General features: G+C 62.1%; 20 protein-coding genes. 10 read left to right on the forward strand and 10 right to left on the reverse strand.

Annotation, left to right across the window (positions count from 1 at the left end; translation table 11 throughout):
• Window positions 1–95: 95 nt before the first annotated feature.
• The 3 genes from GC127_RS15205 (at window position 96) to GC127_RS15215 (ending at window position 2,282) form a co-directional block, all read left to right on the forward strand.
• Window positions 96–740, forward strand: coding sequence for a pyrimidine 5'-nucleotidase (locus tag GC127_RS15205; protein ID WP_037297349.1), 645 nt, complete (start codon window positions 96–98; stop codon window positions 738–740).
• Window positions 741–826: 86 nt separating this feature from the next.
• Window positions 827–1,045, forward strand: coding sequence for a hypothetical protein (locus GC127_RS15210; RefSeq protein WP_081508042.1), 219 nt, complete (start codon window positions 827–829; stop codon window positions 1,043–1,045).
• Window positions 1,046–1,079: 34 nt separating this feature from the next.
• Window positions 1,080–2,282 carry a UbiH/UbiF family hydroxylase gene (locus GC127_RS15215; RefSeq protein WP_008280089.1) on the forward strand — a complete coding sequence of 401 codons (1,203 nt, stop codon included), beginning with the start codon at window positions 1,080–1,082 and terminating at the stop codon, window positions 2,280–2,282.
• Window positions 2,283–2,285: 3 nt separating this feature from the next.
• Here the strand turns inward: GC127_RS15215 and GC127_RS15220 are convergent, their stop codons facing one another.
• The 3 genes from GC127_RS15220 to GC127_RS15230 form a co-directional block, all read right to left on the reverse strand.
• On the reverse strand, window positions 2,286–3,413 hold the full coding sequence (locus GC127_RS15220; protein ID WP_151978736.1) for an aminotransferase class V-fold PLP-dependent enzyme: 1,128 nt from the start codon (window positions 3,411–3,413) through the stop codon (window positions 2,286–2,288).
• A 64-nt stretch (window positions 3,414–3,477) separates the two neighbouring features.
• Window positions 3,478–3,936, reverse strand: coding sequence for an Lrp/AsnC family transcriptional regulator (locus GC127_RS15225; protein ID WP_008280087.1), 459 nt, complete (start codon window positions 3,934–3,936; stop codon window positions 3,478–3,480).
• Window positions 3,933–4,388 carry an Lrp/AsnC family transcriptional regulator gene (locus GC127_RS15230; protein WP_037297168.1) on the reverse strand — a complete coding sequence of 152 codons (456 nt, stop codon included), beginning with the start codon at window positions 4,386–4,388 and terminating at the stop codon, window positions 3,933–3,935. The genes GC127_RS15225 and GC127_RS15230 overlap by 4 nt, the downstream gene beginning before the upstream one ends.
• 127 nt (window positions 4,389–4,515) lie before the next feature.
• Here GC127_RS15230 and ilvC point away from each other — a divergent pair, with 127 nt between their 5' ends.
• Complete coding sequence (ilvC, locus tag GC127_RS15235; protein WP_081508039.1) at window positions 4,516–5,538, forward strand: ketol-acid reductoisomerase; 1,023 nt, start codon at window positions 4,516–4,518, stop codon at window positions 5,536–5,538.
• A 67-nt stretch (window positions 5,539–5,605) separates the two neighbouring features.
• A complete protein-coding gene (locus tag GC127_RS15240; protein ID WP_151978738.1) occupies window positions 5,606–6,523 on the forward strand; it encodes a DMT family transporter in 918 nt (305 codons plus the stop codon).
• 133 nt (window positions 6,524–6,656) lie between these two features.
• Here the strand turns inward: GC127_RS15240 and folP are convergent, their stop codons facing one another.
• The 4 genes from folP to GC127_RS15260 all read right to left on the reverse strand — a co-directional run bounded on the left by folP (window position 6,657) and on the right by GC127_RS15260 (window position 9,659).
• Window positions 6,657–7,667, reverse strand: a complete 1,011-nt coding sequence (folP, locus tag GC127_RS15245; protein ID WP_151978740.1) for a dihydropteroate synthase — start codon at window positions 7,665–7,667, stop codon at window positions 6,657–6,659.
• An 80-nt stretch (window positions 7,668–7,747) separates the two neighbouring features.
• Window positions 7,748–8,146 (reverse strand): DUF4864 domain-containing protein, encoded by a 399-nt coding sequence (locus GC127_RS15250; protein ID WP_151978742.1) that lies wholly within the window; start codon window positions 8,144–8,146, stop codon window positions 7,748–7,750.
• 53 nt (window positions 8,147–8,199) lie between these two features.
• Window positions 8,200–8,604: a c-type cytochrome gene (locus GC127_RS15255; protein WP_151978744.1), complete on the reverse strand. Its 405-nt coding sequence runs from the start codon at window positions 8,602–8,604 to the stop codon at window positions 8,200–8,202.
• 77 nt (window positions 8,605–8,681) lie between these two features.
• The gene (locus tag GC127_RS15260) at window positions 8,682–9,659 is read right to left on the reverse strand and encodes an Ldh family oxidoreductase (RefSeq protein ID WP_151978746.1); all 978 of its coding nucleotides are present in this window, start codon (window positions 9,657–9,659) and stop codon (window positions 8,682–8,684) included.
• Between the two features lie 204 nt (window positions 9,660–9,863).
• Between GC127_RS15260 and fabF the strand changes: the two genes are divergently transcribed.
• Both fabF and mltG read left to right on the forward strand, forming a co-directional pair.
• A complete protein-coding gene (gene fabF / locus GC127_RS15265) occupies window positions 9,864–11,123 on the forward strand; it encodes a beta-ketoacyl-ACP synthase II (RefSeq protein ID WP_008280079.1) in 1,260 nt (419 codons plus the stop codon).
• Window positions 11,123–12,280 carry an endolytic transglycosylase MltG gene (gene mltG, locus GC127_RS15270; RefSeq protein ID WP_008280078.1) on the forward strand — a complete coding sequence of 386 codons (1,158 nt, stop codon included), beginning with the start codon at window positions 11,123–11,125 and terminating at the stop codon, window positions 12,278–12,280. Before fabF ends, mltG begins: the two co-directional genes overlap by 1 nt.
• A gap of 226 nt (window positions 12,281–12,506) precedes the next feature.
• On the opposite strand, the gene GC127_RS15275 is transcribed toward mltG, so the two are convergent.
• The 3 genes from GC127_RS15275 to GC127_RS15285 form a co-directional block, all read right to left on the reverse strand.
• Window positions 12,507–13,439, reverse strand: a complete 933-nt coding sequence (locus GC127_RS15275) for an ABC transporter permease (protein ID WP_008280077.1) — start codon at window positions 13,437–13,439, stop codon at window positions 12,507–12,509.
• Window positions 13,432–14,439: an ABC transporter permease gene (locus GC127_RS15280; RefSeq protein WP_151978748.1), complete on the reverse strand. Its 1,008-nt coding sequence runs from the start codon at window positions 14,437–14,439 to the stop codon at window positions 13,432–13,434. Before GC127_RS15280 ends, GC127_RS15275 begins: the two co-directional genes overlap by 8 nt.
• A gap of 89 nt (window positions 14,440–14,528) precedes the next feature.
• The gene (locus tag GC127_RS15285; RefSeq protein WP_008280075.1) at window positions 14,529–16,229 is read right to left on the reverse strand and encodes a peptide ABC transporter substrate-binding protein; all 1,701 of its coding nucleotides are present in this window, start codon (window positions 16,227–16,229) and stop codon (window positions 14,529–14,531) included.
• A gap of 275 nt (window positions 16,230–16,504) precedes the next feature.
• On the opposite strand from GC127_RS15285, the gene GC127_RS15290 reads away from it, so the two are divergent.
• The 3 genes from GC127_RS15290 to proS all read left to right on the forward strand — a co-directional run bounded on the left by GC127_RS15290 (window position 16,505) and on the right by proS (window position 20,928).
• Window positions 16,505–18,325, forward strand: a complete 1,821-nt coding sequence (locus tag GC127_RS15290) for an ABC transporter ATP-binding protein (RefSeq protein ID WP_151978750.1) — start codon at window positions 16,505–16,507, stop codon at window positions 18,323–18,325.
• Between the two features lie 2 nt (window positions 18,326–18,327).
• The gene (argE, locus tag GC127_RS15295; RefSeq protein ID WP_151978752.1) at window positions 18,328–19,491 is read left to right on the forward strand and encodes an acetylornithine deacetylase; all 1,164 of its coding nucleotides are present in this window, start codon (window positions 18,328–18,330) and stop codon (window positions 19,489–19,491) included.
• An 81-nt stretch (window positions 19,492–19,572) separates the two neighbouring features.
• Window positions 19,573–20,928 (forward strand): proline--tRNA ligase, encoded by a 1,356-nt coding sequence (gene proS / locus GC127_RS15300; protein ID WP_151978754.1) that lies wholly within the window; start codon window positions 19,573–19,575, stop codon window positions 20,926–20,928.
• Window positions 20,929–21,182 lie beyond the last annotated feature (254 nt).

The following is a 21,182-nucleotide window of genomic DNA, read 5'->3' on the forward strand; positions in this document are numbered from 1 at the left end:
TGTTCTGTGCATTGGCTGGGAACCTTACGCGCTTTGAGCGCGGGATCAAGCCTTGGGCGATTGCGCGCAATGTCGCGCCCGCTTATATCAGCGCCATGCCCAAACCTGATTTCACCCATATCCGCACCTGGGTCTTTGACCTCGACAACACGCTCTATCCGCCTTCTGCCCGCCTTTTCGATCAGATCGAGGCGCGGATGACCCGGTTTGTGATGGATATGCTGCGTGTCACCCATGCCGAGGCAGACCGGCTGCGACATGACTATTGGCGTGAACATGGCACGACGCTGGCGGGGCTGATGCGGCTGCATGATCTCGATCCCGGCCCTTATCTTGAGGCGGTGCATGACATTTCGCTCGATAAGCTGGAACCGGATGCCGCGCTCAATACCGCCATTCGCGCCCTGCCGGGGCGCAAGATCGTCTATACCAACGGCTCTGCCCCCTACGCCGAGCGGGTGATCGCGGCGCGCGGGCTTTTGGGGGCGTTTGACGCCGTTTACGGCGTGGAACACGCAGGCTACCGGCCCAAACCGGAACCCGAGGCGTTTCGGACCATTCTGACACAAGACCAGAGCGCCCCCGATACAGCCGCCATGTTCGAGGATGAGCCCCGCAATCTCGCGGCCCCGCATGCCATGGGAATGCGAACCGTGCATGTCGCCCCCGAGCGGATCGAAGCCGAACACATCCATCACCACACCGATGATCTGGGCGGGTTTCTGGCGCGGCTCATCTAAGCGCTGCGGCGATACGTCCCTTTGATCGCGGGGGGCGGGACATATTTATGCATCACAAGAGTAATCTTTGATCCATGAGGCCCGCCATGACCGCGACGACAGCCCCCACCACTGCCGCCCACAACACCGCCAAAAGCCATGATCCCGATGCCGCCGCCGTTGGCCCGATCCTGCTCAGCGTGGCGGTTTTTCTGGCGGGATGGGCGACGAGCATTGCGATCTGGGGCATTCCGGGGCTTTATATCCCGGCGCTGGCGCTGGTTCCGGTCATCTGGGTGATGCTGATCCTGATTTCTCGGGGCTGAGCCGACGCTAGATCCCATTTCGGAGACTTTGAGAATGACGCAGGCGTCGTATGATATCGTGGTTTCAGGCGGCGGTGTTGCTGGCCTGACCGCGGCTGCCGTCTTTGGGAGCGCGGGGTTTTCGGTGCTTTGCGTCGATCCAGCCCCGCCTGTGACGGCGCGCGATGCGGCTGGATCAGACCTGCGAACCACAGCATTCTTGCAGCCGGCGCAGGCGCTTCTTGATCGGGCGGGCCTTTGGGCACGTCTTGCGCCGCATGCCACGGACCTGCAAGTGATGCGGATCGTTGATGCAGGTGGCGAATTGCCCGAACCCCGCGTCGTGCGTGAATTCAACGCCAGCGATATTTCCGAGCGCCCTTTTGGTTGGAACCTGCCCAACTGGCTTTTGCGCCGTGAAATGGTGGCGCATCTGGAAAGCCTGCCCTCGGTCACGTTCAAACCCGGCACCGGCACCGCCACGCTCTTTACCCGCGAAGCCGAGGCGCGCGTGGGGCTGAGCGACGGCACTCGGGTGCGATGCCGCTTAGTGATCGCCGCCGATGGGCGGGGCTCCCCTATCCGCGAGGCGGCAGGAATTCACGTTAAAACAACGCGTTACGGTCAAAAGGCGCTTGCCTTTGCCGTCACCCACCCAATCCCGCATGACAATGTCTCGACTGAAATCCACCGTTCTGGCGGGCCGTTCACCCTTGTGCCCCTGCCCGATCACGACGGGCGGCCATCCTCGGCCATCGTCTGGATGGAAGAAGGGCCAGAGGTTGCGCGTTTGGCCGCCCTGCCAGAGCCCGAATTCGAGGCTGCGATGAATGTGCGGTCTTGCCATCTTTTTGGCCCGCTGACATTGGCATCACGCCGCACCGTCTGGCCGATCATCAGCCAAGTCGCAGAGCGCATGTCAGGCGAGCGCGTGGCGCTTGTCGCCGAGGCTGCGCATGTCGTGCCACCGATTGGCGCGCAGGGCCTCAATATGTCGCTTGGCGATATGCGGGTGTTGCTGGAACTGGCCGAGGCGAACCCCGAGGCCTTGGGCGACCGCACCATGCTCGACACCTATCATCGTCGCAGGCATTTCGAGGTGCAGGCGCGCGTGACGGGGATCGACCTGCTCAATCGCGCGTCGATGCTGAGCACACAGCCATTGCGGGATGCGCGCGCACAGGCGCTGAGCGCGATTTACTCGCTGGCCCCAGTACGCAAAACCCTGATGCAGATGGGTCTTGGCGCACGGGGCTAAGGCTCAGAGCACCTTGTCTAGGACCGTTTCCAACCGCTTGAGTGCGGCGGGCACGTCATAGAGTTTATCCAGACCAAAAAGCCCAAGACGGAAGGTGCGAAAGCCCTCGGGCTCGCCCACTTGCAACGGCACGCCGGCGGCAATCTGCATACCTTCTGCCATGAATTTCTTGCCGTTCTGGATATCGGGATCGCTGGTGTAGCTGACGACAACGCCGGGCGCGCCAAAGCCTTCGGCGGCGACAGAGGTCACGCCGCGCGCGGCCAGCATCGCCCGCACGCCATTGCCCAAGTCCCATTGCGCATCGCGCAGCCGCTCGACCCCATAATCGCGGGTCTCGATCATCGTGTCGCGGAAGCCGCGCAGCGCGTCGGTGGGCATGGTCGCGTGATAGGCATGGCCGCCATTTTCATAGGCCTGCATGATCGCGCGCCATTTCTTGAGGTCGAGCGCAAAACTGTCGGACGTCGTTTCTTCCAGCCGTTCCAGCGCGCGCGCCGAAAGCATCACCAAACCGGCAGAAGGCGAGGCCGACCACCCTTTTTGCGGCGCGGAAATCAGCACATCAACGCCCGTCGCGCGCATATCAACCCAAGCACAGCCGGAAGCAATGCAATCCAGCACCAAGAGCGCGCCCACCTCATGCGCCGCATTGGCCAAGGCAGTGATGTAATCGTCAGGCAGGATCAGCCCCGCCGAGGTTTCCACATGCGGGGCAAAGACCACGTCGGGCTTTGCTTCATGGATTTTTGCCACGACCTCTTCGATGGGGGCCGGGGCAAAGGGCGTGGTCGCCCCGTTGCCAGTTTGCCGGGCCATGCAGACGGTGGTGTCAGAGGTGAACTGTCCTGCGTCGAAAATCTGGCTCCAGCGAAACGAGAACCAGCCGTTGCGCACGACAAGCGCATGTGCGCCACGGCCAAACTGCCGAGCGACAGATTCCATCGCATAAGACCCGCCACCAGGCACAAGCGCCACCGCATCCGCGGCATAGACATCCTTGAGCATGGATGAAATGTCGCACATAACCTCTTGAAAAGAGGCAGACATATGGTTGAGCGAGCGATCGGTGAACACCACCGAATACTCCAAAAGTCCATCGGGATCGACATGGTCAAGCAGGGCCGTCATGGAATGTCTCCTCTATCTTGCGGGCAAGATGGCGCGGGTTCACCCATAAGTCCAGTGCGGCACGTCATCCGATGGGGCCGGGGCGGCGCTCCTCGCTCAAAAGGACATTCGCCTCGACATCGCCCACCCCCGGCAGGGTCATGATCCGGCGGCGCAAAACACGTTCAAAATCAGAAATATCGCGCGCCACGACCCGCAAGCGATAATCGTAAAGGCCCAAGATATGCTCGACCGTCTGCACTTCAGGGATGGCGCTGACGGCGCGCTCGAAATCTTCCAGACTGACCCGGCCCTTGGTGGCAAGTTTGACGCCAAGGAATACCGAGACTCCGAAACCGAGCTTTTCGTGATCTAATTCAAGGCGTTGCCCCTTGATGACCCCCGTATCGCGCAACCGTTGCAGGCGTCGCCATGTGGCGGGCTGAGACAGGCCAAGGGCGCGGCCAATCGCGCTTGCAGATTGAGTGGCATCGCGCACCATCTCGCGCAGGATCAGCCTGTCGAGGGTATCCAGCTCGATCACAGCGGCAGCACCTCGTCGGATTTGATCCGCGCCACATGCATCAGCGCCTCGATATCGGCGATATGCGGCAGGGTCAGGATGGCGCTGCGATAAAGCTGTTGGTAATGCGCCATATCGCGCGCAATGACCGAAAGGCGCAGATCAACACGTCCAAGAAATGTCTGTATTTCAATGACTTCAGGCACGTTTCTTGCGGCGTCGATGAACTCGTCAAAGGCGCGGGGTTGTGTTTTATCCAGCGTGATGCGCAACGACACCTCAACCTCATAGCCAAGCGCGCGCCAGTCGATCACGGCGCGGTTGGCCCGGATCACGCCCTCTTGTTGCATCCGCTCTAGCCGGCGGGCGCAGGTTGCCGAGGTCACGCCCGCGCGCTCTGCAAGGTCCGACGCCCCAAGGGTGGGCGCATGTTGATAGTGGCGCAAGATGCGGCGATCAGTATCATCGAGCATAGTTTCTTCCATATTCTAGCTTATGGAGAATGATTACGCTGAACTTTACCAGAAATAATCCGAAATCACCAGTCTCTTTCGCCCGGTCATGCCTATGATGCGCCTATCAACCGAAGAGGAGAACGCCATGCGCGTCTATTACGATCGTGACTGTGACATCAACCTGATTAAAGACAAAAAGGTCGCCATTCTTGGCTATGGCAGCCAAGGTCATGCCCACGCGCTTAACCTGCGGGATTCAGGCGCAAAAAATCTGGTCGTCGCCCTGCGCGAAGGCTCGAAATCGGCAAAGAAGGCCGAGGCTGAGGGCCTAAAGGTCATGGGTATCGCAGAAGCCGCAGCTTGGTGCGACCTGATGATGTTCACCATGCCCGACGAATTGCAGGGCGAAACCTATCGCAAATACGTACATGACAACATCCGCCCCGGCGCGGCGATTGCCTTTGCCCACGGCCTCAACATCCATTTTGGCCTGATCGAACCGAAAGAAGGCGTTGACGTCATCATGATGGCGCCCAAAGGCCCCGGCCACACGGTGCGCGGCGAGTATGTCAAGGGCGGCGGCGTGCCCTGCCTTGTGGCGGTCAACAACGATGCATCCGGCAAGGCCTTGGAAATTGGGCTTTCTTACTGCTCGGCCATCGGTGGCGGGCGCTCGGGGATCATCGAGACCAACTTCCGCGAAGAGTGCGAGACCGACCTCTTTGGTGAGCAGGCCGTGCTTTGTGGTGGCCTTGTCGAACTTATCCGCATGGGTTTCGAGACGCTGGTCGAAGCGGGCTATGCCCCTGAAATGGCTTACTTTGAGTGCTTGCACGAGGTGAAGCTGATCGTCGATCTGATCTATGAAGGCGGTATCGCCAACATGAACTATTCGATCTCGAACACCGCCGAATATGGTGAATATGTCAGCGGTCCGCGGGTTCTGCCCTATGAGCAGACCAAGAAAGAGATGAAGGCCATTCTGCGCGACATTCAGACCGGCAAATTCGTGCGTGATTTCATGCAGGAGAATGCCGTGGGCCAGCCTTTCTTCAAGGGCACGCGCCGCATGAACGACGCGCATCAGATCGAAGAAGTCGGCCAGAAGCTGCGCGCTATGATGCCGTGGATTTCCGCAGGCAAGCTGGTGGATCAAAGCAAGAACTGAACCCCTTGAAATCCAAAGCGAAAGGGCATCCCCTGCGGGTGCCCTTTCGTGTCTGAAAGGCCCCTCCATGCAAGAGATTTCCGCACTCAACTGGCTGAGGATCGGTGCCTTGGGCGTGATCTGGGGCGCGTCCTTTATGTTCGTTTCGGTCGCGTTGACCGGGGCGGGACCGTTCTTCGTGGCGGCGGTGCGGATCGTGTTGGGGGCGGGTTTTTTGCTCTGCCTGCTGCGGTTGAAAGGGCGGAAATTGCCTGCTTTGCGCGGTCCGGACGGGGCGCGCATCTGGCAATTCGCACTTGTCATGGCGTTGTTTTCAAACGTTTTACCATTCATCCTCTTGTCTTGGGCGCAGCAATCTGTGGCCTCGGGATTTGCCGGGGTGTGTATGGCGGCGGTGCCGCTTTTGATCTTGCCCTTGGCGCATTTTCTGGTGCCCGGAGAGCGGATGCATGTGCGGCGTTTGGTGGGGTTTGTTCTGGGTACGACGGGGGTTGTCGTGTTGATCGGGCCAGAAGCCTTCACTTCGACCGGTAAGGATCTGGAATCCTTGGCAAGATTGGCCTGCCTTGGGGCGGCGGGGGGCTATGCGATCGGCTCGATTGCTACACGTCTGTCGCCAGAGGTGGACCGTTTGTCGCTGTCCGCTTTGGTGTTGACGCTGGCAGCGGGGATGATTGTGCCCTTGGCGTTGGTGGTTGAGGGGTTGCCTACTGATTTGAATACAAAGAGTTTATTGGCCTTGCTCTATCTTGGCATCCTGCCGACTGGCGTAGCGCAACTGTTGCTGGTGCAGGTCAACCGCGAGGCGGGGCCGAGTTTTTTCAGCCTTGTCAATTACATGGTGCCGGTGTGGTCGGTGATCCTTGGGGCGCTCGTGCTGTCCGAGGTTTTGCCGCCAAGTTTGCTGGCGGCGATGACGCTGATTCTGGTCGGTGTTGGCATGAGCCAATGGGGCGCTTTGCGGCGGGTCTTTGGCGCAAGGTGAGCCTTACAGAGCTTACGAAATCACCCCGGATTTTGTAAGATTCAGCCCCATGCGTGCGCCCAGATCAGGATTTGGTAAGAAACCGGCCGCATCCTGTGGACAAGTCACAGCCCTAAAGCTGATTTTGAAAAGCCTAGGCGCGCGGCGCGACGAGAGTGGCGCGCCAGAGATCAAGTGCGGCGCGGGTCTCGGGGACGTCATGCACGCGCAGGATCTGCACCCCTTGTGCCACACCGCCCAAGGCCACGGCGAGAGAGCCGGGGATACGGTCAGCAGCAACCGGCGTGCGGCTGATCTCGCCGATAAAGCGCTTGCGCGAGGCCCCAAGGAGAACGGGACAGCCGAGGCTGTGAAAGAGCGAGAGGTTTTGCAGGAGGGTTAGGTTATGCGCAACGGTCTTGCCAAAGCCGATGCCGGGGTCGGTTATGATGCGCGCACGGGGGATACCAAGGGCCTCAAGCGCCTCGATCCGGGCGGCGAGCCAGTCGTAGACATCGAGCAGCACATGGTCATAGCGCGGGTCTTGCTGCATGGTCTCGGGCGAGCCTTGGGCGTGCATCACACAAACCGGCAGGGCATGGGTGGCGGCATAGGGGGCCAAGGCGGGATCATAGGTTAGCCCCGCCACATCGTTGATCAGATTGGCCCCCACCGCATGGGCGGCCTGCGCCACCGCCGCCTTGCGGGTGTCGATGGAAATGGGCGTGGTCAGGCCCGCGCGCAGGGCCGAGATGATCGGGGCGGTGCGGGTGATTTCATCCTCAACGGGCACGGGGGCGGCACCGGGGCGGGTGGATTCGCCGCCCACGTCCAAAACTGCGGCCCCGTCACTGGCCATCTGACGGGCATGGGCCAGCGCCACTTCGGGATCAAAATGCTGACCGCCGTCGGAAAAGCTGTCTGGGGTGACGTTGAGGATACCCATGATCTGCGGCGCGGTCATATCGAGCCCCGCCACCGGCGCGCGCGGCGTGGTCAGGCGATGCAGCGCCTCAATCGGCAGGTCAGCGGCGGGCATGAGGTAAGAGGGCGCGGTGCGATCCAGCACCTCGACCGTATCGAACCAGCACCAGCCGCCCGCAAGCGTCAGCGCGCCCATGGGGCGGGCGGGATCGGTGCGGGGGATGGGACGGTAATAGGGCATATGGGGCCTCAACGCGGCATGGGGATCAGGCCGGTGAGGTAAGCGGGTGAACCTCTGCGGTCAAGCCCGCCTGCGCGGGATCAAACGCTGGCATCCGGGGCGGGGCGCACCTGAACGCCGTTGATGCGCCAGCCCTCTGGCGTCTCGATCATCTCGTAGTCTACGATCCAGCCCGCGCCCGCCGCATCCACGACCCGCACGCCCTGCCAAAGCCGCCCGGCAATCTCGCGCATCTCAAGAAAGGTCACGTCAGAGGGGCGCCAGACCATCGGATAGCCGTCGCGCACCATCGCGCCGAACTGTTCGGGGGTGGCAAATTTCTGCTGGATGAAGGGGCTGGCATAGCCATAGGCGCGGCTGACATCCTGTGCCAGAAACGCCTCGATCTGCGCGGTGATGACAGCCTGTGCCCCCTCTTGCGCGCGCAGGGGCGCTGCGAGACCGAGCATCAGGATCAAAGACAGAATGATAGAGCGCATGGCACACCTCTCGCTATGCCAGAATTAGCCCCCTCTATGATTGCGTCAAGCGGTCAGGGTTTTTGCAGCGTTTCGAGATAGGCCACCAGATCAATCACCGGCTGGCTGGTCAGGATGATTTGTCCGCGCTCGGTCTTGAGGCCGGTATCGCGATCCTCAAAGAAGCTGCCATAGATCGGCATCGGGCTGCCGTGCGACACCAGCGGATCACGCCCGTCGATGCGGCGCACCACCCGTTCAACCGGGAAATGGCCATTGTTCGTGGCCTTGAGCGCGGTGAGATCGGTGGGAAGCAGTGTCAGCACCGCCCGCATCGGGCCAAAGCCGGTGGCGTCATGCCCATGGCAGGCGGCGCAATAGCGTTCATAGGTCTGGGTTCCGGCTCGGATGTCTTGGGCTTGCGTGGCGTTTGTCAAAGTGAGGCTTGCCAAGATTACGATCGAGAGTGTCGCGCGCATAAGAGGTCTCCTTGCGGTGTCCAAAGGCGGTGGTTCTCTTTTATAGGTCTGGAGCGTGCCCGGTGCCTTGATCGGGATCAACCGGCCAGATCGCGCACCTGCGCCCAGAGCGGGTCCGGGACGGTGACGGGATCGCACGGCTTTTTGCCCTGCCCCGGCATGCGCGCGCCTGCATCCGTGGTTGCGCCCTCGGCCACCTGCGCCAACCGGTCGAAGAAGACACCGGATAGGTCCGGGTCCATCAGCAGGTAATATTGCCCCAGATCATGCGGCGGGCCATCCGGTGCCTTGAGCGGGTTCACATCGCGGCTGACCACGCCGCCGGTCATGCCTGCGGCCAAAAGCTCGGCCATAAGGCCAAGGCCCCAGCCTTTGGCCCCGCCGATGCTGACCAAGGAGCCGCTCAGCGCCGCCTCGGGATCGGTGGTGGGGTTTCCCTCAGCGTCAAGCGCCCAGCCCAGCGGGATAGGCTGGCCTGCCGCCTTGGCCATGGTGATCTTGCCCAGCGCCACGACTGTGGTCGATTGATCGAATTGCATGGCAAGGCCGCCCTGCCCGTCTGGCACGGAAAAGGCGATGGGATTGGTGCCGATCACCCGCGTCTTGCCGCCCGGTGCGGCAACGATGGGCGAGGCATTGGTCATCCCCAATCCGATCAGCCCGCGCCGTGCGATCTGTTCGGTGAAATAGCCCAGTGAGGTGCAGGTATGGGCGTGACCGATAGCAAGGCTGGCGACGCCATTGATCCGCGCGGCTGCTGCGGCACGGTCGATGCCACGGGCAAAGGCGGGTTGGGCAAAGCCCATGCGCGCATCGACCAAGACCGCGCCGGGGCGCGGTTGGCTTACCTCTGGCTCGACCGTGCCGTTGACGCGGCCTGTCTGCAATTGCTGGCAATAGCTTTCTAGGTAGTAGAGGCCGCAGATGCGGTTGCCGATGCTTTCGGCAGCGCGCACAGCGCGGGCCACCTCGGCGGCGATCCACGGGGCCGCCCCATGCCGAATGAGGGCTGCCGTGGTGCGCGTTTCGATCTCGTGCAAGGTGATATCGGCCATGGCTCTGCCCTCTTGTGATAGCTGCGCGCCAGCTATGGGTGCGGGGGGTGGGCGCGGTCAATCCAATCCTTTTGAAGCAGAGTTCAGCCCAGCCGAAGTGACGGCGGTTGGCGGGGCCTTGCAGGGGATGGTGCGATGCTCTTGCCCCTTGGGGCCAAGGCGGGGTAAGAGCAGCAAAAGAACACACAAGGGAAAGGCAGCATCATGCGGCGTGTCGTTGTCACAGGTCTGGGTCTCGTAACCCCGCTGGCTGATGGGGTCGAACTGACCTGGAGCAGGCTATTGGCGGGGCAATCGGGGGCGGGAACCATCATCCGCTTTGACCCCGTCAATGTGGTGACGAAATACGCCTGTCAGATTCCCCTTGGCGATGGCACCGATGGCACCTTTCATTCCGATAAGTACATGGAGCCGAAAGAGCGCCGCAAGGTCGATGATTTCATCCTCTATGGCATTGCCGCTGCCCAACAGGCGGTCGAGGATTCAGGCTGGATGCCCGAGGATGAGGCCGCGCGCGAACGTACTGGCGTGATGCTGGGATCGGGCATCGGGGGGCTGCGCTCGATCGAGGAAACGGCCGGTATCATCCGCGAAAAAGGCGTGCGGCGGGTGTCGCCGTTCTTCATTCCCGGCGCGCTGATCAACCTGATCTCGGGTCAGGTGAGCATTCGCTATGGGTTCAAGGGACCGAACCATTCGGTCGTGACCGCCTGCGCCACCGGCGCGCATGCGATTGGCGATGCGGCGCGTCTTATTCAGTGGGGCGACGCGGATGTGATGGTGGCGGGCGGGGCCGAAGCCTCGATCTGCGAGATCGGGATTGCCGGGTTCAACGCCTGCAAGGCGCTCTCGACCAAGCGCGCAGATGATCCTCAGGCCGCAAGCCGCCCCTATGACGCGGACCGCGACGGGTTTGTCATGGGCGAAGGTGCGGGCGTCGTGGTGCTTGAGGAATACGAGCATGCCAAGGCGCGTGGCGCGAAAATCTATGCCGAAATTCTGGGCTATGGTCTGTCGGGCGATGCCTATCACATCACTGCCCCGTCCGAGACGGGCGATGGCGGGTTCCGGGCGATGCAAGCGGCGCTACAGCGCGCCGGTCTGAACCCATCGGACATTGATTACGTCAACGCGCATGGCACATCGACCATGGCGGATACCATCGAATTGCAGGCGGTTGAGCGGCTCTTGGGCAATGCGGCGGCGAATGTGACGATGAGTTCGACGAAATCATCGGTCGGGCATCTTTTGGGGGCTGCGGGCGCGGTTGAGGCGATCTTTTGCATTCTGGCAATCCGTGATCAGGTGGCCCCGCCCACCATCAATCTGGACAATCCATCGGTGGAAACGCCGCTTGATCTGGCACCCAATGCCAAGCGCGAGCGCAAGATTGACGTGGCGCTGAGCAACAGCTTTGGCTTTGGCGGCACCAATGCGGCGCTGATCGTCGGGAAACCGCGCTGATGTGGCGACACATCGTCTCGAATTTCCTGACGCTTCTGGTGGTGGCGGTGTTTCTGCTGGGCGGGGTGATCCTCTGGGGGCAGCAGCAGTATTCGGCGCGCGGGCCGTTGTCGGATGCGATCTGCCTGCGGGTTGAACCGGGCAGCACCATGCGCCGGGTCTCGAGCCGGTTAGAGAGTGACGGGGCAGTGACGAGCGGCGCGATTTTCCGCATCGGTGCGGAATATTCCGAGAAGGACGCGTTGCTTAAGGCCGGAAGCTGGCTGATCCCAGAAGCTGCCAGCATGGCGGAGATCACCGATATCATCACGCGCGGTGGGGCCAGCACCTGTGGCACCGAAGTGGTGTATCGCTTGGGCGTGACAAGCGCCGAAGTGGTGGTGCGGGAATTGGATGCCGCCACGGGCCGCTATGAGGAACGGGCCAAATTCGATCCAGCCGCCGAGGGCGAGGTTCCGGCGGAATTCACGCAGGTGCGCGAACAGGCCGATACGCGCTATCGCGTGGCCTTGGCGGAAGGCGTGACAAGCTGGCAGGTGGTCGAGGGGTTGAAATCCGTCGATGTGCTGACCGGCGAGGTGGCCGAGGTGCCAGCCGAGGGCACGCTTGCCCCCGACAGCTATGAGGTGCGCGCCGGCGACACGCGCGAGAGCGTGCTGACCCGGATGAGCGAGGCGCAGGCGGTCATTCTGGCAGCCGCGTGGCAAGGGCGGGCCGAGGGCCTGCCGCTGCAATCCGCGCAAGAGGCGCTGATCCTCGCGTCGATCATCGAAAAGGAAACCGGCGTGGCGGATGAGCGGCGGCAAGTGGCGAGCGTGTTCGTCAACCGGCTCAATCGCGGCATGCGGCTCCAGACTGATCCGACGGTGATTTATGGCGTGACCGAGGGCAAGGGCGTGTTGGGCCGGGGTCTGCGGCAGAGCGAATTGCGCGGCGCGACGCCCTGGAACACCTATGTGATCGAGGGGCTGCCGCCCACGCCCATTGCCAATCCGGGCCGCGCTAGCATCGAGGCAGCAGTTGATCCCGACACCACGGATTACGTGTTCTTCGTGGCCGATGGCACCGGTGGCCATGCCTTTGCCGAGACTTTGGATGAGCATAACCGCAACGTCGCCCGCTGGCGCGCCATCGAGGCAGAGCGCGGGAATAACTGAGGGGTTAAGGGGCGTTTCCAAGCGGCGAGCCGCGCGGTCGCTGGGTCGGGGTCTAGCGAAACAACGGAATTGGATGCCACTTTATGCCAGTCAAGTCCGTGTGACCCAGCAGAGTAGTGCTACGCCTCAAAATCGCTAGGCCGCGGGACGGCCCAGCGATCCCGCGGCGGCGCGTACCGCGCCTTGTTCCGCGCGGGTGACATACTGACCATGCGTTAAAGCCCCCTCACCGCCCCCGGATCCTCGGATCGAGCGCATCGCGCAACCCGTCGCCCATATAGTTGATCGACAGCACCGTGAGCGAGATGCCAAGGCCGGGCCAGAACACGCGCTCGGGGTAGTCTTGTAGATACTGCGTGGCGTCGTTCAAGAGCCGCCCCCATGTCGGGAAATCGGGCGGGAAGCCCAAGCCCAGAAACGACAGTGCGCTTTCAGTAATGATGGCATTGGCGATGCCGAGCGTGGCCGAGACCATGATCGGCGACATCACATTGGGCAGGATATGCCGGGTGATGAGGCCGAAATTGGTGGTTCCGATAGAGCGGGCGGCGAGGATGAATTCGCGTTCTTTCAAGGCCAGCACATCGCCGCGCACGATGCGGGCGGTGGGCATCCAGCTTGTCACGCCAATGGCCACCACGATGAGGATGAAAATACCCCGCTCGGGGCCGAACACGCCATTGAGCGCCTCACGGAAGAGCAGCACCATCACCAAAAGAAGCGGCAGAAGCGGCAGCGACAGGAAGAGATCGGTGAGGCGCATGAGCGGCCCGTCAAGGCGGCGAAAGAACCCCGCCAGAACCCCGACCAGTGAGCCCAGCACAAGCGCCAAGAGCATCGCCGTCAACCCCACCGCAATCGAGGTCTGCCCCCCCGCCATCATCCGCGCCAGCGTATCGCGGCCCAGTTGATCGGTGCCAAAAGGATGCGTCCAGCTTGGCCCCTGATTGCGGGCGCGAATGTCGATGAACGTGGCGTCATAGGGCCAGACCAGCGGGCCAAGAAAGACAGCGGCGATGATGACGAGCAGAACGATCCCGCCAATCAGCGCGCCCCGGTGGCTCTTGAACTGATCCCAGACATCGCGCCATTGGCTGCGCGGCGGGGCGGTGGGGCCGGTATCCTTGAGAGCCGCGATGGGGGTTTGGGGTTCAGTCATAGCGAATCCTCGGGTCGAACACGCCGTAGAGCACATCGGCGACGATGTTGAAAAACACGATCAGCACGGCAATCATGAAGGTCACGGTTTGCACCATCGGGAGGTCGTTGGCCTCGATCGCGGTGATCAGAAGCTGGCCAAGCCCGTTCACCTTGAAAATCTGTTCGGTGATGATCGCCCCGCCAAAGATCGACGGCACGCCAAGGGCGATGACCGTGATTACCGGGATCATCGAGTTGCGCAGCACATGCACCATGACCACCGACCATTCCGACAGCCCCTTGGCACGCGCCGTGCGCACGTAATCTTGACCCAGATTGTCCAGCATCGAGGCGCGCATGAAGCGGCTGATCTGGGCGGTCGTTTGCAGCGCCAGAACCATGACCGGCATGACCATCTGCATCAGTTGCTGTTTGAACGTGGCCCAGTCCACCACCACCAGCGTGGTGTCATAGATCGAGGGCAGCCAGCCCAGTTGCACGGAAAAGATCACGATCACCAACACGCCGGAAAAGAACGGCGGCACGGAATAGCCGACCATGGTGATGAAAGTGCCGGTCTGATCGAATACGGAATATTGTCGGTAGGCGGAATAGATGCCGATGGGCAGCGCAATGAGGATGCCCACCACATAGGACATCGCCACCACCCAGAGGGTCTGCGGCATGCGCTGCACGATCACATCCATCACCGGCGAGCGGAATTGCCAGCTGAGCACGCGCTGCTGCCCTTCGGCCATGCTCGTGCCAAAGAGCCAGTCGATCAGCATCATCGGCTCGACCACAAAGAATTGCCACATCCATTTGACGAAACGGATATGCGTGGGCTCGCCCAGACCAAGCGCCAGACGCATCTTTTCTTTAACGTCGGGGGGCACGGTCAGCGGCACCTGCGCCATCGGGTCGCCGGGGGCCAGTTCGAGCAGGAGAAAGATCACGAGGCTGATGAACAGCAGCGTCGGGATCGCGAGGACAAGCCGTCGGATCGTATAGGTCAGCATGCGCGGCGCCTTTGCGGGTCGTTCTTATCGTTGTCGGGCAAGCAAGGCGCCGCCCCGGAGAATGCCCCGGAGCGGCCTTTGGCGTCAGATCACTTGATCCGGAACCAGTCGGCGGCGTTCCACAACTCGGTGTCCCAGGTGTTCAGCTCTACCCCGCCCAACGAGTTGGAGCGGGCCGAGACGCGGCCACGGTCCACCAGCGGCACGATGGTGTAGCTGTCCTTGGTCAGCATGTCGTTGAGTTTTTTGGCAATCTCGCCGCGCTTGTCCAGTTCGGCGGTGCGGCCCAGTTCTTTGACCAGCGCATCATAAGCGGGATCGCAGAAGCGGTTGATATTCTCGCCCTGCCACTGGGTTTCGGGGCGCGGGGCCTTTTCGCATGTGTAGCCTGCCAGATAGCTTTGCGGATCGGTGCCGTCGAAGTTGTTGGCATACATTTCCACATCGGCATAGAATTTGGGGAAGGTATCGGGGCTGCCCGGATCGCTGCCAAAGAACACCGAGGCAGAGATGTTGCGCAGTTCGGTTTCAACGCCGATTTCGGACCACCACTGTTTGATCAGCGCCTGAAAATCCTGACGCACGGCATTGGTCGAGGTCTGGAATAGCAGCGACAGTTTCTTGCCATCCTTTTCGCGGATGCCGCCTGCGCCCACGGTCCAGCCCGCCTCCTCCAAGAGCGCCTTGGCGCCTTCGATATCCTGCGTCAGGCAATCGGTATTGTCCGAGGCAAAGATTTCCGGTGCCGGCACCAGGTTGCAGGTGGGCCGCCCCGCCTTGCCATAGCCGATTTCGGTCAGCAATGCGCGGTCGATCGCCATCGAGAGCGCCTTGCGCACGCGCAGGTCGGTCAGGATCGGGTGCGGGTGCTTGGCAGTGGCGCGCTCGCCTTCGGGCAGGTCGGGCGACGGATCGGTCATGTTCATCTCGATCCGTTCGACCAGCGTGCCAAAGGCCGACATGGCCACGCCTTTGCCCGCCGCCTCCATATTGGCGATCACGTCGGGGGCAAGTTGCAGGTTCCATGCATAGTCGAATTCACCGGTTTCCAGCACCGCACGCCCTGCCGCCGTGGCATCGCCGCCGCCCTTAAAGGTCATGGTGGCAAAGCGCGGCTTGGCCGGGTCGCGGTAATTGGGGTTGGCCGAGAGCGAGATCACGTCATTGGGGCGGAATTCATCCACCTTGAAGGGGCCGGTGCCGATGGGGGCGAAATTGGCATCGGCGCATTCCTGCGCCTTGGCCCCCAGACAGTCGGCGAATTGCGCGGCCTGAATGATCGGGGCCTGACCGCCCATGAAGGGTCCATAGGGCACCGGGGTGGGCTGGGAGAAGTTCACCTTGACGGTCAGATCGTCGATCACTTCGACCGAGGAAACACCTTCGTATTTGCCAAGCTGGGCACAGCCGCCTTCGGGGTGCATGCAGTATTCGGCGGTGAATTTCACGTCATTGGCAGTAAAGGGCGTGCCATCCGACCAGGTGATGCCCGGCTTGATCTTCCAGGTGATCGAGGTGAGATCCTCGGACACGCCGCCATTGGCGACGGTGGGGATTTCTTCGGCCAGATAGGGGATCATCTCGCCCTTGGTGTTGTAACGGCCCAAGGGTTCGATCACGAGGCTGGCGGCCTCAACCTCTTTGGTGCCGCCCGAAAGATAGGGATTCATGATGGACGGCGCTTGCCAGTAGATCAGGTTCACATGGCCATCCGCGCCACGCTCTGCCATCGCGACAGAGGCGAGGCTGGTGGCGGCGGTGGCGCCAAGCAATAGGGATTTCAGGGTCATGGCTTTGGTCTTCCTCCGATGTTGGACAGCGATTTTTGGGCCGTCTCATTCGTTGATCCGCGGCACGTTAGGCTTGGCCGGGCGCATGCCGTGTCCGGTGCGGGGGTCCCACAACCTTGACTGGCATGGGCATCTCAGACCGGAACCTGATAAAATGCAAGCATTCCATTTGCGCGACTGGTCAACATCGCGTGCAACGTGCGGCGTTGTTTGACAGGGGCGCGCGAAAGTGAGTAGCGTTTAAGCATGATCCCCTGAATACAGAGGCAGCGCCCATGCTGGATACGCCCATTGTCCAGATCGAGAATCTCCGGGTTGCGTTTGAAACGCGGGATGGCCCGGTGGTGGGGGTCGAGGATGTGTCCTTTGCCGTGAACCCCGGCGAGACGGTCTGTATCGTGGGCGAGAGCGGGTCGGGCAAATCGGTGTCATCGTTGTCGTTGATGCGGCTGATCGAGTATGGCGGCGGCACGATTGCGGGTGGGCGTATCCTGTTTGACCGCAAAGAGGGCGGCACGGTCGATCTGGCCAAGACGGATCAGAGCCTGATGCGCACGATCCGGGGAAATGAGATCGGGATGATCTTTCAAGAGCCGATGACGGCGCTTAACCCGGTTTTTACCGTGGGGCGGCAATTGTCCGAGGGGCTGCGCGTGCATCGCGGCCTAGACAAGGCGGCGGCACGGGCGCAGGCGCTGGAATTGCTGCGCGAGGTGCGTATCCCAGAACCGGAGCGGCGGTTGCAGCAATATCCGCACGAGTTGTCTGGCGGGATGCGGCAGCGGGTGGTGATCGCCATGGCGTTGGCGTGCAAGCCGCGCCTGCTGATTGCGGACGAGCCGACGACCGCGCTCGACGTGACCATTCAGGCCGAGATTCTGGCGTTGATTGATCGGCTCAAGCGCGAAACCGGCACGGCGGTGATTTTCATCACCCATGATATGGCCGTGGTGGCGCAGATGGCGGACCGGGTGGTGGTGATGTTTCGCGGCACCAAGGTCGAAGAAGGGCCGGTTGCACAGATATTCGAAGCGCCAAGCCATGACTATACCAAGGCGCTGCTCGCCGCTGTGCCCAAGCTGGGCGAGATGCGCGGCAAGGTCTGGCCAGAGCCGATGCGCCTTTTGGGATCGGACGCGCAAGAGATCAAACCGATCAAGGGGCACGACAAAGAGCTGTTGCGCGTCAAGGGCTTGACCACGCGGTTTCCGGTCAAGGGCGGGTTCTTTCGCCGGACGCTGGCCAATGTGCATGCGGTCGAGGATCTGTCCTTTACCCTGCAAAAGGGGCGCACGCTCTCGCTTGTGGGGGAATCGGGCTGTGGCAAATCCACTGCGGGCCGCTCGATCCTGCGGCTGGTCGAGCCGATGGCCGGCGAGGTGGTGCTGGACGGTGTCGATATCATGGCGCTTGCCCCGCGCGATCTGCGCCGCGCCCGCGTGGATATGCAGATGGTGTTTCAAGACCCGTTCGCCAGCCTCAATCCGCAGATGAAGCTGGCGGCGCAGGTGGCAGAGCCGATGAAGAATTACGGGCTGGTGTCTGCCTCAGAGATCGAAGACCGGGTGGCGATGCTGTTTGACCGGGTGGAATTGCCGCGCTCTTTCCTGCGGCGCTTTCCGCATGAGTTGAGCGGCGGGCAGCGTCAAAGGGTGGCGATTGCCCGTGCGCTGGCCCTCAACCCCAAACTTATCGTCGCGGATGAGGCGGTGAGCGCGCTCGATGTCAGCGTGCAGGCGCAGGTGCTCAACCTCATGATGGAATTACAGGCCGATTTGGGCCTGAGTTACGTCTTTATCAGCCATGACATGGCCGTGGTCGAACGCGTGAGCCATGATGTGGGCGTCATGTATCTGGGCCGCATTGTCGAACGGGGCCCGCGCGCGGCGGTGTTCGAAAACCCGCAACATCCCTATACGCAGGCCCTGATGAAGGCGGTGCCGATTGCCGATCCAAAGCTGCGGAAATCCGAAAAGGATCTGAATTTCAAGCCGATCCCCTCGCCCATCCACCGGGTCGGATACGATCCGGGACCGTCGGCGTATAAAGAGGTGGATCCGGGGCATTTCGTGCTGACCTCAGAAAGCGGGTATTGAGCATGGTCGCGCGATTGACGCCGCTCGAGATCATGGAGCGGTTGGTGGGTTTTCCGACTGTGAGCCGCGACAGCAATCTGCCTTTGGTGGAGTGGGTCGAGGAGTATCTGGCCAGCCACGGGATAGAATCGCATCGCCACTATGACGAGACCGGCGAGAAGGCCGCGATTTTCGCGCATGTCGGGCCTTGGGTGGCGGGGGGTGTCGTGCTCTCGGGTCATACCGATGTGGTGCCGGTGGATGGCCAGCCCTGGGCCAGCGATCCCTTTGCCGTGGTCGAACGTGACGGTAAATATTACGGGCGCGGGTGCTGTGACATGAAAGGATTTGACGCGCTGGCGATCTGGGCCTTGGTCGAGGCGCATCATTCCGGCGTGGCGCGGCCCCTGCAACTGGCGCTGAGTTATGACGAAGAGGTGGGCTGTCTGGGCGCGCCACCGATGATTGAGCGCATGCTCGAAGTGCTGCCGCGCGCGGAGCTGGCCATTATCGGCGAGCCGTCGATGATGCAGGCGGTCACGGGCCACAAGGGCGGGATTGGCTATAACGTGCATGTGGTGGGCTATGAGGTTCACAGTTCGCTGATGCACACCGGCGTCAATGCGATCATGGCCGCAGCGCCCTTGATCGACTGGGCCAATGCCCGCAATGCCGAAAACCGGGCGCAACCGGCAACAGAGCTGGCCGCACTGTTCGACCCGCCCTGGACCACGCTGCATGTGGGGCAGATTTCGGGGGGCACGGCGCATAACATCACCGCCAAGGACTGCTACTTTGGCATGGATATGCGGATGGTGCCGGGCGAGGATGCCGAAGGCTGGGGTGCCCGCTTTGAGGCAGAGGTGCGCGCGGCAGAGGCGGCGATGCAGGCGGTGCGCCCTGAGGCGCGGATTGACCTGCGCCCCCGTTTCCGCGTGCCGGGGCTGCAACCCGAAGAGGCGGGCGCGGCAGAGGGCCTCGTGCGCCAGATCACCGGCGACAATGGCCGCCATGTGGTCAGCTACGGCACCGAGGCCGGGCAGTTTCAAGAGGCGGGCTATTCCGCCGTGATCTGTGGCCCCGGCGACATCGCACAGGCGCACCAGCCCGATGAATATATCACCGTGGCGCAATTCGAGGCCGGGCACGCGTTCATGCGCGCGCTCTTGGGGCGGTTGGCGGGGTGAAGGCCCCCTGCCCCTTGCCCCGCCCCCTGCCCTAGGATACTCCGACGCCATCAAGCATTTCCTCTCAAAGGTGCCCTGCCCATGCGTCTGAGCCGTTATTTTCTGCCCGTTCTCAAGGAAACCCCCGCGGAGGCGCAGATTGCCTCGCATCGGCTGATGCTGCGGGCGGGGATGATCAAGCAGGCGAGCGCCGGGATTTATTCCTGGCTGCCCTTGGGGTTCAAGATCCTGCGCAAGCTGGAAAACATCGTGCATGAAGAACAGGTGCGCGCCGGCCATATTCCGGTCTTGATGCCAACGCTGCAATCGGCGGATCTGTGGCGGGAATCCGGGCGTTATGACGATTACGGCGCGGAAATGCTGCGGATCAAGGACCGGCATGATCGCGACATGCTCTATGGTCCGACCAACGAAGAGCTGATCACCGATATTTTCCGGGCGCATGTCGGCAGTTACAAAGACCTGCCGCTGACGCTCTATCATATCCAGTGGAAATTCCGCGACGAGGTGCGCCCGCGCTTTGGCGTGATGCGGGGCCGCGAATTCCTGATGAAGGACGGCTATAACTTTGACCTGACCAAGGAAGACGCGCTGCACGCCTATAACCGCCATATGGTCAGCTATCTGCGCACCTATGAGCGGATGGGATTGCAGGCCATTCCGATGCGGGCGGATAGCGGGCCGATTGGGGGCGATGACACGCATGAATTCCTCGTGCTGGCCGATACGGGCGAATCGGAGGTGTTCTACGACAGCGCCATCACCGATCTGCGCCTTGGCGGCCGTGTGGTGGATTACGCCAGCCGCGCCGAATGCGAGGCCATCGTCACCGAATGGACCACGCCCTATGCGCGCACCGACGAGACGCATGATGCCGCGCTTTACGAGGCGATCCCCGAGGCGCGCCGCCGCGCCAGCCGGGGCATCGAGGTGGGCCAGATTTTCTATTTCGGCACCAAATATTCCGAACCGATGGGGGCCAATGTGCAGGGGCCGGATGGCAAATCCGTGCCGGTGCATATGGGCAGCCATGGCATTGGCGTGAGCCGCCTGATCGGGGCGATCATCGAGGCCAACCATGATGACAAGGGTATCATTTGGCCCGAAGGGGTGACGCCGTTCCATGCGGGCATCGTGAACCTCAAGCAAGGCGATACCGAGGCGGATGCCGCCTGCGAGGCGCTTTATGCGTCGCTGGTGGCCTTGGGGATGGAGCCGCTTTACGATGACCGCGACGAGCGGGCGGGCGGCAAGTTTGCCACGATGGACCTGATCGGCCTGCCGTGGCGGATCACCGTGGGGCCGCGTGGATTGAAGAATGGCGTGGTCGAACTGACCAGCCGCCGCACGGGCATCAGCGAGGAATTGCCGCCCGAGCAGGCGGTGGAAAAGCTGGCGCAGATCTATGCGGGGCATGTGCTGCGGCCGAGTTTGTGAGGGTTTGAGGGGGGCGCGCGCGGTGGTGAGCCGCCCCCGCGCGGAACAAGGCGCGGAACGCGCCGCCGCGCGATCGCTGGGCCGTCCCGCGGCCTAGCGATTTTGAGAGGGAGCGCCTCACTGTGAGGTCATACGGACTTGGCTGGCATAAAGTGGCAGTCACGTTCGTTGCATCGCTAGTCCCCGGCCCAGCGACCGCGCGGCTCATCGCTTGGGGCTAAGGTTGCCCCCCCTCCCTTGACGCCCCTACCCGA

Origin of the sequence: Roseovarius sp. EC-HK134 (genome assembly GCF_902498815.1) — a bacterium.
Classification (GTDB): Bacteria; Pseudomonadota; Alphaproteobacteria; order Rhodobacterales; family Rhodobacteraceae; genus Roseovarius; species Roseovarius mucosus_A.